Below are 14,216 nucleotides of genomic sequence, written 5' to 3' on the forward strand. Positions count from 1 at the left end.
AGGAGCATGGAAGATTCATTGCCCATCGATTTCACGAAACCCCCACTGGATCAGGTGGTTGGCGCAGCGGTCAAATCGCATCGCATGTTGGCAAACCTGACATTGTCCGAGCTTTCGGCGCAATCGGGTGTGTCCACTGCGATGATCTCCAAGATTGAACGAGGCCAGGTCTCTGCCTCTCTGGCCACGCTTGAGGCGCTGGCGCAGGGGATTGGAGTTCCACTGATCAACTTTTTCGCGGGCACCGTAGAACGTTCGGACGTTTCTTTTGTCGCTGCGGGTGAAGGTGTAACCGTTCAGAGGTTGGGAAGCGGGTTCGGCCACAGCTATAAACTGATCGGACGGGCCGAAGGTACGCATGTCAGTTTTGAAAGCTTCAGTGTGACGCTTGAAGGCCCGCTTGCCCCGCGTCCGCTGTACCAGCATCAGGGGATCGAATTCATCCACGTCACTGACGGTGAAATGGTTTACCGTTGTGGGGACACTACCTATCACATGCGCCCCGGGGACAGTCTGAGCTTTGACTCCAATTCCGCACATGGGCCGATCGAGTTGAAGACGGATACCGTCAGTTTCGTCACAGTCGTGTCAAAGGCCGTATCCGGCCGTAACTGACCTTTGCGATTAGACAAGACCGGCCCCCTAAGGGGCCAATCTTGCTGAGTGGTGTTCAGAGCCCCCAGTTTTCTTTGTTCTTTTCAAAGAAACCTTGGGCTTTTTTGACGTTTACCCAGTTGTTTACATAGTTGATCCAGACCTGATCGGCCTGCGGCAGCAACATCGCAATAGGCGCGGGCGAGCGTGGGCCGGCATTCTTTACGCGCACGACCGGGAATTTCTCTTCCAGCGTCGCACCTTCGATGTTTGACGTGATGAAGACATCCGCACGCCCTGCAATCACCTCTTGAAAACCACGGGCAGGGGCCTCGACCACCTTGATTTCCGCGTCCGGGAACCATTCACGGGCGTTTTTCTCGAACGTCGTTCCCAGCGTCGTTGCGACAACGACATCCGGCTTGTTGATCGAGTCATACCCGTCGAACCGGTCCGCCTTGTCCTTGGTTGTGTATGGATACAGCTCGACGGAAATATAACTTTCCGAGAATCCGGCAACTTTCATGCGCGGCGGCGAAATCGATGCGGACCCGGTAATGTGGTACTTGCCCGAGACGACGCCGTTGACCAGTGTTTTCCAATCGGTCGGGACGTATTCGACTTCGACCCCAAGATCACTGGCAAGCTCGTTCATGATGTCGATGTCGAAGCCTTTGTAGGAATTAGTTGCCGGATCGCGCAGCGACATGGGGTTCCAGTCACCGGTGGTGCCGACCTTCAACACGCCCGAATCCAGAATCTCGTTCAGTGCGGACTGGGCCTGTGCCGCGGTGGACAGGGCAATCCCGACCGCCGCGACCGCTGCGATTTTCAAGAACTGTTTCATGTTTTTCTCCCGTTGGTGGCGCAGGCGTTATCTTCGCTGCCAGATTGTTTCTTGATTTAAGCGCAAAGACAAAGATAACCTCAAGAAATATTTTTACTGTGAAGAAACGCGCGAACAGGAATTCAAATGCCACCAGCCGCGATTGAGCTAGAAGGCGTCAACAAATGGTTTGGCACATTTCACGTGCTGAAGGATATCAGCCTGACTGTTGGAACCGGTGAAAAAGTTGTGATTTGCGGTCCGTCGGGATCGGGGAAATCAACGGTTGTCCGCTGTATCAACAAACTTGAAGAACACCAGAAGGGAACAATCCGCGTTGACGGAACTGAACTGACAAACGATCCCAAGTCGGTTGCAGCCATCCGGTCCGAGGTCGGGATGGTGTTCCAGCAATTCAATCTATTCCCGCACCTGACCGTGTTGGAAAACCTGACCCTTGGCCCGATCAAGGCGCGTGGCCTCAGCCGGAAAGAGGCCGAGGAAAAGGCACGGCATTATCTTGAGCGGGTTCATATCCCTGATCAGGCGGACAAGCGGCCGGGGCAATTGTCCGGAGGGCAGCAACAACGGGTCGCAATCGCCCGGTCCCTGTGCATGGAACCCAAGGTATTGCTGTTTGATGAACCGACCTCGGCACTTGATCCCGAAATGATTTCGGAAGTTCTGGATGTCATGGTCGAACTTGCCGAAGAGGGAATGACCATGGTGGTTGTCACCCACGAGATGGGATTTGCCAGAAAAGTCGCCGACAACATGATCTTCATGGATGCCGGTGAGATTGTCGAACAGGGGCCACCCGAAACCTTCTTTGGCAGCCCCCGCTCCGAGCGCTGCCAGAAGTTCCTCAGCCAGATTTTGCAGCACTGAGAGGTTATGATGAAAAAGCTATTCCTCTTTCTGTCGCTGCCACTTCTGCTGACTGGCTGCGCGTCGTCTGACATCTGGGGCTGGTACGTCATTGACCCAACTACAGCCAGCGGTTGGACCAATATCAAATTCCTGATCTCTGGCATGGGCGATACCATCCTGATTTCGGTAATCGCGGCTGCCATTTCGATTTTTGTGGGTTTGATCGTGGCCTTGCCGGGGTTGTCCGAAAGATGGGGTTGGCGTCTGGTGAACCGGGTTTATGTCGAGCTTGTCAGGTCGATTCCCCTGCTGCCCATGCTGTTCTGGGTATTTTACGGGTTGCCGATCATCTTTCGATCAATGGGTCTGAACATTCCGATCGATCCTTTCTGGGGGGCGATCATCACGCTGGCGATTTCCGACAGTGCCTTCACCGCCGAAATCTATCGTGCGGGCATCCAGTCGATCGCCAAGGGACAACGCGAGGCCGCGCAAACAATTGGCCTGAACTACGCGCAAACCATGCGATACGTAATTCTGCCGCAGGCGATCCGGCGCATTCTACCGCCGCTTGCCAATCAGTTCATCTACATCGTCAAGATGAGCGCCTTTGCTTCTGTCATCGGAATGCAGGAACTGACCCGGCGCGCGAACGAACTGGTCGTAACAGAGTACCGGCCACTGGAAATCTATACGTTGCTGATTTTTGAATATCTGGTCCTTGTGCTGATTATCAGCGCCTTTGTGCGCTGGTTGGAGCGGCGCATGGGATCGGACGAGCGCGGGTAAGGAGCTAACCGATGGACTGGAAAGAATTCATGGCAGAGACCGAGACCAACATCGGAGCATTCTCCAAGGAGGTGCCGGAAACCGTCAAGGGCTTTGGTGTCATGGGCAAGGCTGCGAAAACAGATGGCGCGCTGAGCGAAAAGACCAAAGAACTTATTGCTTTGGGAATAGCCGTAGCCACCCGATGCGACAGCTGCATCGGATTTCACACTCGCTCGTTGGTTCGGCTTGGCGCCAGCCGTGAGGAAGTATGCGAAGCGTTATCGATGGCGACGTATATGGGTGGGGGACCATCTTTTGCCTACAGCGCCAAGGCGCTGAAAGCGTTCGACACATTTTCGGAACAGGAGTAACCATGCGACCCGATCTGGCCGGGGCCAAAGGCTTTATCCGCAATTGCTGGTATGTCGCGGGCCGAAGCGAGGATTTTGACCGCGAACTAAGCGCGGTTCGGATGTTGAACGAAGACATCGTGATCTTTCGCGATACCAAGGGCGCGCCCATCGCGCTTGAAGACGCCTGTCCGCATCGCAAACTACCCCTGTCTCGTGGTACCGTAGAGGGGGATAATGTTGTATGCGGCTATCATGGTCTGACCTTCGATTGCTCCGGTGAATGCGTGATTGCCCCAACGCAGTTGGACAATCCGCCTCGCCGTGCGGCAGTGCACTCTTATCCGGCAGAGGATCGCTGGGGATTCCTGTGGCTGTGGATGGGCGGTTCCGCACAGGCTGACCCGGCCCAGATCATCGACATTCCGAATTTCGACAATCCATCGTGGGGGAAAACCCAAAAAGGCGCCATGGAAATGGCCTGCCATTACCTTTACATCACCGACAATCTGCTGGACCCCAGCCATGTGGCCTGGGTGCATCTGACCTCTTTCGCGGGGGCCGGAACGGACAATCAGCCGCTGGATCTGGAAGAAACCGATCAGGGTGTAATCGTGTCGCGTTGGATACACGATCAGCCGCCTGCACCTTACTACAAGCCGATGTTGCCATTCGGGCCGAATTGCGACCGCAAGCAGCACTATGAATGCCGCCTGCCATCTACCGCCATCAACATGTCCGTCTATGCGCCGGTAGGCGAGGGTGGCCCGGACAAGCCACTGTCGCAGAACGCACTTGTCAACATTTCCTACAATTTCATCACCCCGGTCGATGAAGAACGGTCACGCTATTTCTGGTTCCAGCATCGGAATATGCACGCCGAGGATGAGGCGCTTTCCCAACGAATGTTCGAGGGCGCGATAATGGCCTTTACCGAGGACAAGGAGGTTCTTGAACATGTTCAGACCGGAATGGCGCGCCGCAAATCGGCTTACCTGAATCTTGGGCTCGACGCCGGGGCGATGCGGTTCCGTGCGCGGGTTGCCAAGATGATTGCGGCCCAAGACGACACCGAGGCGCAGGCAAGCTAGGTCACCCTGCAGAAAGGCGGCCTTCCGGGCTTTGCCCCACATCCTGCGCCGGATCGTCGAAAACGGCGCGGATACACGCATATTCAGTCAGAATTTCCGCTCCGCCGGGCACCGTCGCCGGGTCGAAAACGCCGTCTTTCCAAACCGCGACGCCATCCACGGTGACGGTGGGGTTCAGTACGTTCAGAGATATTTCCCCGGGCGCATAGTGGCCGCAGGTGTGGAAATGCAAAAGGCGGGGGTTGCCAAAGGCCGCGCCGCTCCAGCGTTCAAAATTCTTGTGGGCGGGCACCGGAAAGGCGCATCCGGGATGAATGCCGGCGTGCCAGGAATGCATGGTAAACGCGTCCAGACCGAACATCTGACCGACGTTCTCGTAATGAGCCTGGGCGCGTTCAACATCTGTTTCGTGTCCGGTAAAATGGGTCAACCGGTTTTCCTCGAAATGCACGGTCAGGGGGTGCTGCAAGGCACAACCGTAAGGGTCGTAGAATTTGGAACCAGTCCCGACAAGGAAGCCGTCCTGAACCACAACACCCGAAAAACCCTTGGCTGGGACAGGGGCAAAAACCGACATCGGGAATCGGTCGACGCAAACATCCGCTGGCCCAGCCTTGGGATATGCCGCTCCGGGGCCGTGAAAGTCCGTACCCAATGGGCATGTCACCCGGATTTCAGCGGAATTCGCAAGCAGCGCGTTCACTGCATTCTTCAACGCCACGAACCCCTGATAGTTCGCGCGCCCGAACCCAGAGGCCAGCATATCTGCGTCCAGCGCATATGACATGATGGGGCGAATACCTGCCATGGATGCGTCAAAACGAATCTGGTCGCCGCTGCGCGACAGAAAAAGTGTTCGGTCAGAGGCCTTCATCTCTTCGACCAATGCCTGGGGCAGGGCCGACCCCATCGGATCGAACGGCGCGGTCCGGACCAAAGTGTGGATTCCCAAAGTCCGCGCACAATCGACGACTGCATCAACGATTTCCTGATCGTAGTAATCGTTATCCGGGTCTTCGCGCAGGACCAGCAGCCGATCCCCGGAACCGAGACCGCCGCAGGTCGATAAGAGGTTTGTTGCTCCGCTGTACAGGTTCGTTTGTTGCATATTCGCGCATCCCGAATTCGTCGGCCGAGTTTAACGCGATCACGCCCGTGTGATCTATCAAAATTTCCTGGTGGTGGAATTTTCTACTGGCAATATTCTGCTGCTTTGGTCTTTATACCTTGCACGCGAACAGGGAGGGTTGGATGAGCGCTTGGATCGAAATGGTGTCCGATGAACATGCGGATGGTCGTCTGAAAGAGTTGCTGGATCGAGCGCGTACGCCTCATGGGACAGTGGATACTGTCATGCGGGTCCATTCGCTGCGCCCCGAAACGATGAACGGCCATGTAACGCTGTACCGCTCTGTGCTGCATTCGGACGACAACAACCTGCCCTTCTGGTTTCTGGAAGTAGTGGCAAGTTACACGTCGATCCTGAACGATTGCACCTATTCCCTGACCCACCATTTCATGAACGTGCGCAATCTGATCAAGGATCAACCCCGCAGTGACCGTATATTCACGGCGCTTAAGGCGCACCGGCCCGAAGACGAGTTCGAAGGGAAAGAACTTGCGCTGTTGCGCTATGCCGCCAAGCTGACTACGGATGTGGGAAAAATGGTGAAATCGGACTTTGAGGCCCTGAAGATTGCGGGATGTGATGATGGTGAAATTCTCGAGGTCAACCAGGTCTGCGCCTATTTCAACTATTCCAACCGGTTGTTGAATGGTCTGGGCGCGACCACTGAGAATGATGTGATTGGGTATTACAAAGGTTACGAATAGCGCTTGGCGTGGGATACTCCGGCTCAAAAAGTTGACCGCAACTATCGTATAGACCATTCTGGGAGTTGTTAAATTTCCATTCGGCTTTCCGCGAACTGTCGGAAGGCCGCTGTTGTTTGTGAGATAAACCGCATGCTTGATGCGTCGCGGAAGCGGTATTTGACAGATACGCACCGGATGAGAGAACCGGTGGAAACCCTTGCCGTCGTGCGGGAACATCTGCCTCGGATGGGTATCACCCGTATCGCAAACCTGACCGGGCTGGACCGGATTGGGCTGCCAACAGTGATGGTGACCCGCCCAAATTCACGTTCGGTAGCGGTTGCATTGGGCAAAGGATTGTCGCTTGAGGCAGCCGAGGCGTCCGGTGTCATGGAAGCGATCGAAACCTGGCATGCGGAACACATCGTTTTGCCGGTTCGACTGGCGACTTATACGAATATCCGAAACGACGTTCGACTGGCTGACATCGACCGGTTGCCCAAAGTGATGGGCGCGCAATTTGACCCAGATGCAAGGATGCTGTGGATCGAAGGAACCGATCTGACTGACGGAGCCTCGCGCTGGGTTCCGTATGAAATGGTCGATACCGACTATACCGCCGAGCCGCTGGTGGGGCGGCACATTTTTCCTCGTTCTACCAATGGTCTGGCCTCGGGTAATGTGACGCTCGAGGCTACCTGCCACGCGATCTGCGAACTGATCGAACGGGACGCAACGACGCTGTGGCATCTGGGACCGGAAACCGCGCGTATTGATCCATCGACGATTGACGACACGCGCTGTCTCGAGGCGCTTGGCCGATTTGCTGCAGCGGATATCGACGTGGGAATTTGGGAAACAACCTCGGATGTTGGTGTTCCCAGTTTCCGCTGTACGATCTGCGAAACCGGTGATCAGCCCAGCCATATCGGGATCGGTGATGGCTGCCACCCGGATCGCGCCATCGCCTTACTGCGTGCCATGACCGAGGCCGCGCAGACTCGGCTGACATATATCTCGGGTGCGCGCGACGATCTCATGCCGGATGAATTCACGGCATCTGCCCTGCGGGACAAATGGACCTATATCCGAAGCATGACAGACCGTTGCGCACCCACCCTGCGCTTTTCCGATGGTCCGAACCGACCAACAGGTTCGTTCGAGGACGATCTGGACTGGCTGCTGGCGCGGCTGGCTTCGGTCGGGCTTGATCAGGTCGTCGCCGTCGATCTGTCACGGGAGGATATTGATATTTCGGTCGTTCGGGTTGTCATCCCGGGCCTTGAGGCTCCGCATGACGATGCGGACTACGTTCCCGGCCCAAGGGCGCTTACTGTTTCGGAGAAACCGGCATGAGCGCCGTCGTCTTCGTCGGACCGACGCTGGACGCGACCTCGGTTGCAGGGTTTCTGGATGCCGAGGTTTTGCCGCCCGTAAAACAGGGCGATGTTTATCGCGCAGTCACGAACCGCCCCCGTGCCATTGGCATAATCGACGGGTATTTCGAAGGTGTTCCTTCGGTTTGGCACAAGGAAATTCTTTGGGCGATTGAACAGGGGATCGCAGTCTTTGGAAGTGCCAGCATGGGCGCATTGCGCGCCTCGGAGCTTTCTGATTTCGGCATGATCGGCGTGGGAGGCATCTACGAAGCGTATTCAAGCGGACGGATAAGGGATGACGACGAGGTTGCCGTGCTGCACGGTCCCGAAGAATTGGGATTCCCAACCTTAAGTGAGCCGATGGTTTCCATACGTGAGACCGTCAGGCGGGCCGTTGATGCCGGTATTCTGGAGTCGGAGGCGGCAGAAATCGTACTCGGCACCGCGAAATCGTTGTATTACCACGACCGGACCTGGAAGGCTGTTCAGTCCGGGGTTGGGTCAGAACTGGGCCGACATCCGTTTTTTGATTGGCTTCAGGATGGTCGGGTCGACGCCAAGCGCGATGATGCCTGCGAAATGCTGAAGGCTATGCGGGTGTTCCTGCAGAAAGATGACCAACCGCAGCCCTCTGTTCAAAGGGTCGAACGCACGCTGGTCTGGGATGGTCTTGTTCGCCGGGTTGGCGCTGAAACACAGGCTCACCCCGCGGATCAAGGCGTTTTGAATGAGCTCAGGCTTGATCCGGACCGATTTTTCGACACACGGGAACGTGCCGCTCTGCGTATGTTCGCGCGTCAGAATGCCGGTCGTAGCGGCGCGCAAGCTGATCGCCCGGCATTGCTGGAACAGATGTCGTTGCATCGCGCCCGGCATGGTTTGGCGCGGCGGAGTGACATACTGGCATGGTTGGAACTGAATGATCTGGATGAGGCCGGATACGAAGATTTGCTGAACGGTTCGGCCTGCAAAAAGTCATTGCTAGAGCGCAAGAGCACTGAGCTGATACCTCATATTCTGGCTGAGCTTCGGTGGGAGGGCACCTATTCCGAACTCAAGGCAAGAGCGAATGCCAAAGATAGGATGATCGAGGTAAACGATGGGCGCGATCGTGAGCATTCGGGTGCAGACAAGGTGCGAATGCTGATCTGGTATTTCGAAACCGTTCTGGAATCCGCAGTGCCCGAGGACCTTGATGCCTATGCGCAATCTCTGGGCCTTGCTGGGCGAGAGGACCTTCATGAACTGATCGCAGGCGAATTCCTGTATTGTATGGGCGCAGGCGGATCGGTTCAGACTGCCGGGAAAGGCCCGGGCTGAACCGATCGCCGCGGTGACAAAAACTGGAGGGATACATGTACGGACCCGATACCGACGAGGGCGAAGCCCCCGGCACGCGGTTTCTGATCTTTCCGCAGTCTCCGTTTTTGGCAGGCAATGCCGAACCCGAAATGGTCGAGATATCCGCCCCCCCGGGTTCTATTGGTCCGGGTCCGTCAGGGCCGCGCATGTACACGGTCAACCCGGTTGGCAAGACAGCGCACTATGGTGCCAATGTGCAGGGGCCGGAGGGGCCGCAGATGTACCTGCCGCCATGGGATGGCCCGGTTCACCCACATCCTGAACCGGACGAGTTTGGCAATTTCATACACATAGACCCGTCCAGCCCGTCCTTCGAGGCCGCTCATCTGTTCGGGTCCGCACATTTTACGATGGATGTCTGGGAGGGCTATTTCGGGCGTCCGATCCCGTGGCACTTTGCTCGTGATTATGATCGTCTCGAATTGTCTCTTCTGCCGAATCTGGACAATGCCCATATCGGCTGGGGGTTTCTGGAAACCGGTGGCTCGCGCGAGCATGACAATGAATACAGGCCCTACAGCCTGAATTTTGACGTTGTCGCGCACGAGATCGGACACGCAATCATCTACAGCGTGATCGGTATGCCGGGGTCGGAACATACGTCAGGGGAGTATTACGGATTTCATGAATCCGCCGCCGATCTGGTGGCTTTGCTGGCTTCTCTGCACTTTGGTTCTGTTGTGGACGATTTGCTCGAAAACACGCGGGGCAACCTGTACACCTACAACCGGCTCAGTCGTTTTGCCGAACTTTCGGATAACGCTCAGATCAGGATGGCGACAAACGAACGTTCGATGCGTGAATTCGCAGATGGTTGGTCCAGCGAACACGACCTGTCCGAACCCCTGACGGGTGCCATGTTCGACATTTTCATAGACATCTACCACGAACGCCTGCTGGTTCATGATCTGATTACCCCGGAAGTCGAAAACCTGTCCGACCAGCTTGAGGGCTCTCCAGACTATGTCAGTGTCATGCAGGGTTTTTTTGACGAGGAATACGCCCGTAGTCCCGAAGGTTTCCGAATTGCCCTGCTGGAGGCACGGGATTTTCTGGGCACATACCTTGCGGACGCCTGGGAGATGCTGGACGCCGATATACTGAGCTATTTCGGCGTGGAAAAAGCGATGCTGGCGGTTGATCGTGAAATCACCGGTGGTGCCTTCGCAAACATCATCGAAGGTAACTTCCGTATGCGCGATATCGGTCTGGCAACGGCCGGGCCACGCCTTGCCGAACCGGATGCCGAGAGTCATGCCGTATCCGTACGTACCAGGGTGCCAAGGTGACAGGCCGTAAATGTCTTTGTTTTAGCCGCGTTATGTGGCATTTTGCGCCGGGGTGATTTTTGAAGAATATTTTGGTCTGGGCTTTGGCACGGACCGCAATGAGGGGGAGATGAAGTTTCTGGCATCGTCGATCCTGCAATAGGGAGAAAGAACAATGTCTGAGTCTTTGCTCAGTTTTTCCGAAGTGTTGTTGTTTGGACGTCTCGTCGAAGATCTTGCGGTCAGGAAAGGCTATAAGACCGTTCGTCTGGCGTTAGTCGATGACAACAGCGATACCCTGCCGGCGCTGACCGACAAAATTGACGATGTTCCGATAGCTGATGGTGACAAGGTTCTGGTGCAAGTGTCGAAAGACAGTGAGCCTAACAGTGTGTCCGGTTTGTACAAGGTAAAAGAAGACGCTGCGAACCCAGGCAGTTTTTCCTTGGAGGGTCTTAGAAGAATTCGGAACGGGAAGTTCGTATTTGTTCAGGAAGGCAAGCAACACGCCAAGACATTCTGGAAACAGAAAGCCCGGAAAAAGCAAGACCTTCAGTATTTCATTGACCGGGGCAAGCGGAGAAAGGGCTGGGGTGCAAACAACTTTGTTGGCGAGCAGTTCGAGAAAGACCCAAGTCTCGCCCGCATCTATGGGTTTGCATATGACGGGACATATTACGAGCTGCCCGAGCCAACGATTTTCCTTGTACATGGCGAGGGCGAAAGCGCCACAGATCACAATATTCCAGACAATCAGGCAGGCAGAGCGCCGCTTTCACCGTCGGAATCGGGTGTTGCTTCAGCTGACTATCAAATGTCCAACGACATCCGTGTGTGGGACTATGACAAAGCTGACTACACAATCCGAATGGATGTGCTGACCGGGCAATTCGAGCAGGTTTTGCTTGATCTCTTCTTCGGCTCTGACGGGCCGTCAATGAGTGGCGCGCGGGTCAGCGGGGCCCGCGTGAGCGGCGCGCGGGTCAGTGGAGCTCGTGTCAGTGGTGCCAGAGTAAGCGGGGCTCGTGTCAGCGGTGCGCGGGCGCGCGGATCTGAGGATTAACAATCCTGCCGGTCCCTTACCTAAATCTTCGGGGTCTTCCGTATCGGAAGGCCCCTTTGCTTTAGAACCCGGCTATTTTCAGGCTTTCCACAAAATGTTGCGTATCCTCGGGGCGTCGGTCCGGTTGAACGCGGCCCCAGCGTTGCAATGAGAAATTTGGATGCACTTTGCGGTGTCTGTCCGCAATATCGCGGGCAACGTCGAGCTTGCCCAATTGCACAAAGCTTGCCGCGAGGAGCCTTTGCCCCTCGGCCGGGTTGTTCATTTTGTTAATCCATCGGATCGTATCTTCATACTCACCAAGGTTGAAATAGGCACCGGCGATGTGCCAGAGATACTGATCCGGAAAGTATGGATTCAATCGCATCGCCCGCTTCAGATACTCAATTGCCGCTTCATTGTCGCCTGAATGGGCCAGAGTATCGGCAAAGTCGGACAGAAGATCTGCGTCATTTGGATTGAGCATCAAGGCACGGCGGTATGCGCCGATCGCGGCGTCGTGTTCCTTGCGGTAAAGATGCACGAAACCAAGCTCGCCAAATCCTCGGGCGTCCGTCGGGTCCAGTTCAATGGATCGCTGCGCCAGAGCCAGCGCTGTATCCAATGCCTGATCCTGATCGGTTGCCCAGGAATAACGCCAATCAATATTCATCGTGCGGGACAGGGCAGCAGAGGCGCGGGCATATGATCCGTCACGCTCCAACGCGCGTGCGTAGAGTTCGTGCGCTTCGTGATTGTCTTGGCGGGTGTATTTATAGATATGTTGCTGTCCGCGCAGGACAAAACCATAGGCGGCCAGATCAGACGGTATTGCTTGGATCATACGCTGCCGTTCCTGAGCTTCGATCAGCACGGCCGCGGCGGCTACAATGGATTCAGTCACTTCGTCCAGAATATCAAAGATATCGTCAATTTCCCGGTCGTATCTTTCACCCCACAATGTTCTCTCGGAATCCGCATCAATAAGCTCAACAGAGATCCTGATCCTGGACTTGCTCCGCCGCACGCTACCCCGTGCGACATAGCGCACCCCAAGCTCACGGGCGGCCTGACGGGGCGACATGGATTGAGCTTTGAAGAAATATGCGGAGTTTCGGGCGATGATGAACAGGTTCTTGAACTTGGAAAGGTTGAGGATGACGTCGTCGGTCAATCCTTCTGCGAACCAGTCGTCGGACGGATCACCGCCCAGATTGCTGAAGGGCAGTACGGCAACGGATGGAATGTCCGGTCGTTCCCTTTCAATCAGGTTTGTGTCCGGTCGCAAGGTTGACGCCATCGTGGCGCCTTCGGCCTCGCTGCGAACGCAATAGGTTGGAACCGGGTCCAGAATGTTCTTCAGCTGCTGTGGTCCAAGAAATTCATAGCCATAGCGCAGGTGGTTGCGGATTTGCTCATATACCGTTGCACTTATGTTGACACGACCAGGTTCGGCTATGCTCTGCAGACGTGCGGCGATGTTTACGTTTGCGCCGTGAATTCCGCGATCATCTTCAAGCAGTTCGCCCATGTGTACGCCAACACGAAAGCGTATACGTCTTTCTTCCGGCTGAGATGGATTGCTGGCCTCGGCTATCTGATGCAGTTTCACACCGTACCGCACAGCGTCGGTCGCAGTATCAAAGACGGCCAATACACCGTCCCCGCGAACCTCGACGATATTTCCACCATACTCCATGCATGCGGTTTCCAGCTGGGCCAGAACAGCTTTGAGGGAGTTATACGTGTCGATTTCGTCTTCGCCCATCAGGCGCGAAAATCCGACCACGTCTGCGAACAGGACGGCACCAAGCCTTCGCCTGTAAGATATGTCGGTACTACTCACATTAACGCCTCGTAACACTAATTCCGCTACAGTCGCCATACCCAGATCGTGCTCGAATTTTGATTGCGATACCGGATGGCCTTTTGAAAAGTCTTTAGATTTCCGTTTCCTTTTGTGGTGGCCATTTCCAACCGCTTGCCGCGTGGCACCCCAGTGCGACAATGGTATTGTCACTCAGTTCCCGGGCCAGCACTTCACGCTGCTTTGCCCATTCGTCGCGCAGCATGCCGACCACGATCATATCGAAAAACCGGCCTTCGGCATACCACGCCTGCCGCATGCGACCCTCGACCTCGACACCCAATCGGGCCATCAGGTCGGCGCTTCGGCGGTTATCCTCGCGATAATAGGACGTAATTCGATTTAACCCAAATTGTTTGAATGCGAGGTCCAGTATCAGAGCCACAGCACGGATGCCAACTCCGTTGCGTCTGGAATCGTGGTCAACGAACAAGGCCACGACCGCATCGCGGTTCACCAAGTTCAAACTGTCCAAACCAACCATGGCAACAACATTTTCATTGTGGTTTTCAACCACAAACCAGTAACTTCCTGTATTTGCAGGTTCTTCTATCGATGCCCGCCAGATTTTTTCTGCCGCATCCAGACTAAGTGGTGCGCGCCAGGACCGGTCAAATGTTGCCAGATCGTTTACATCGCGAAACCATCCCGCCGTGTCGGCCAGATCGCCTTTTTCCAGTGGTCTCAGCATAAACTGCTGTTTGAGTTGGTCTGACATTGACCGCCCTCTTGTCTGGATTTGTTGCCGATCGAAGTTCCGGCTTACGTTGTTAAAATTTAGTTTAGTATTTTTAGGTGGTTAGCCTTATTTGCGCCTATTGAGCAGCATCAGGCCTGAGTTATTTGACTATTATTCAGCGAAATGTGGATCGTTAGCAACAAGTAGAAATTGGCCATTGATAAATTTAATCCAAGGCGGCGTCAATCCGGCGGTATGTCGACTGTATGTCGACCAGAAACAATCGCCGACAAAATCGGATG

At 55.3% G+C, this 14,216-nt stretch carries 14 protein-coding genes; 10 read left to right on the forward strand and 4 right to left on the reverse strand.

Annotated features, from left to right (window positions below; genetic code table 11):
• Positions 1-6 precede the first annotated feature (6 nt).
• Positions 7-615, forward strand: a complete 609-nt coding sequence (locus ACR0NA_RS18405) for an XRE family transcriptional regulator (protein WP_170652948.1) — start codon at positions 7-9, stop codon at positions 613-615.
• Between the two features lie 55 nt (positions 616-670).
• Here the strand turns inward: ACR0NA_RS18405 and ACR0NA_RS18410 are convergent, their stop codons facing one another.
• Positions 671-1,441, reverse strand: coding sequence for a transporter substrate-binding domain-containing protein (locus ACR0NA_RS18410; protein WP_170652946.1), 771 nt, complete (start codon positions 1,439-1,441; stop codon positions 671-673).
• A 126-nt stretch (positions 1,442-1,567) separates the two neighbouring features.
• Here ACR0NA_RS18410 and ACR0NA_RS18415 point away from each other — a divergent pair, with 126 nt between their 5' ends.
• From ACR0NA_RS18415 to ACR0NA_RS18430, 4 genes are read left to right on the forward strand one after another with little or no spacing between them, the layout of a single operon-like run.
• The gene (locus ACR0NA_RS18415) at positions 1,568-2,308 is read left to right on the forward strand and encodes an amino acid ABC transporter ATP-binding protein (protein ID WP_170652944.1); all 741 of its coding nucleotides are present in this window, start codon (positions 1,568-1,570) and stop codon (positions 2,306-2,308) included.
• Positions 2,309-2,317: 9 nt separating this feature from the next.
• Complete coding sequence (locus ACR0NA_RS18420; protein ID WP_480731443.1) at positions 2,318-3,079, forward strand: amino acid ABC transporter permease; 762 nt, start codon at positions 2,318-2,320, stop codon at positions 3,077-3,079.
• Positions 3,080-3,090: 11 nt separating this feature from the next.
• Positions 3,091-3,432, forward strand: a complete 342-nt coding sequence (locus ACR0NA_RS18425; protein WP_480731445.1) for a carboxymuconolactone decarboxylase family protein — start codon at positions 3,091-3,093, stop codon at positions 3,430-3,432.
• A gap of 2 nt (positions 3,433-3,434) precedes the next feature.
• Positions 3,435-4,502, forward strand: coding sequence for an aromatic ring-hydroxylating dioxygenase subunit alpha (locus ACR0NA_RS18430; protein ID WP_480731447.1), 1,068 nt, complete (start codon positions 3,435-3,437; stop codon positions 4,500-4,502).
• 1 nt (position 4,503) lies between these two features.
• Here ACR0NA_RS18430 and ACR0NA_RS18435 read toward each other — a convergent pair whose 3' ends face one another.
• Positions 4,504-5,610 (reverse strand): hypothetical protein, encoded by a 1,107-nt coding sequence (locus tag ACR0NA_RS18435; RefSeq protein ID WP_480731450.1) that lies wholly within the window; start codon positions 5,608-5,610, stop codon positions 4,504-4,506.
• Between the two features lie 143 nt (positions 5,611-5,753).
• Between ACR0NA_RS18435 and ACR0NA_RS18440 the strand changes: the two genes are divergently transcribed.
• The 5 genes from ACR0NA_RS18440 to ACR0NA_RS18460 all read left to right on the forward strand — a co-directional run bounded on the left by ACR0NA_RS18440 (position 5,754) and on the right by ACR0NA_RS18460 (position 11,389).
• Positions 5,754-6,335, forward strand: a complete 582-nt coding sequence (locus ACR0NA_RS18440) for a carboxymuconolactone decarboxylase family protein (RefSeq protein ID WP_480731453.1) — start codon at positions 5,754-5,756, stop codon at positions 6,333-6,335.
• A gap of 177 nt (positions 6,336-6,512) precedes the next feature.
• Positions 6,513-7,673: a YcaO-like family protein gene (locus tag ACR0NA_RS18445; protein WP_480731455.1), complete on the forward strand. Its 1,161-nt coding sequence runs from the start codon at positions 6,513-6,515 to the stop codon at positions 7,671-7,673.
• Positions 7,670-9,016, forward strand: a complete 1,347-nt coding sequence (locus ACR0NA_RS18450; RefSeq protein WP_480731458.1) for a TfuA-like protein — start codon at positions 7,670-7,672, stop codon at positions 9,014-9,016. The genes ACR0NA_RS18445 and ACR0NA_RS18450 overlap by 4 nt, the downstream gene beginning before the upstream one ends.
• A gap of 35 nt (positions 9,017-9,051) precedes the next feature.
• On the forward strand, positions 9,052-10,347 hold the full coding sequence (locus tag ACR0NA_RS18455; protein WP_480731460.1) for a gluzincin family metallopeptidase: 1,296 nt from the start codon (positions 9,052-9,054) through the stop codon (positions 10,345-10,347).
• A gap of 154 nt (positions 10,348-10,501) precedes the next feature.
• On the forward strand, positions 10,502-11,389 hold the full coding sequence (locus ACR0NA_RS18460; RefSeq protein WP_480731462.1) for a hypothetical protein: 888 nt from the start codon (positions 10,502-10,504) through the stop codon (positions 11,387-11,389).
• A gap of 61 nt (positions 11,390-11,450) precedes the next feature.
• Here the strand turns inward: ACR0NA_RS18460 and ACR0NA_RS18465 are convergent, their stop codons facing one another.
• Both ACR0NA_RS18465 and ACR0NA_RS18470 read right to left on the reverse strand, forming a co-directional pair.
• A complete protein-coding gene (locus ACR0NA_RS18465) occupies positions 11,451-13,214 on the reverse strand; it encodes an adenylate/guanylate cyclase domain-containing protein (RefSeq protein WP_480731464.1) in 1,764 nt (587 codons plus the stop codon).
• Positions 13,215-13,308: 94 nt separating this feature from the next.
• Entirely contained in the window at positions 13,309-13,953 is a 645-nt protein-coding gene (locus ACR0NA_RS18470) for a GNAT family N-acetyltransferase (protein WP_480731466.1), read from the reverse strand.
• Positions 13,954-14,216 lie beyond the last annotated feature (263 nt).

The organism is Ruegeria sp. C11, assembly GCF_056537725.1.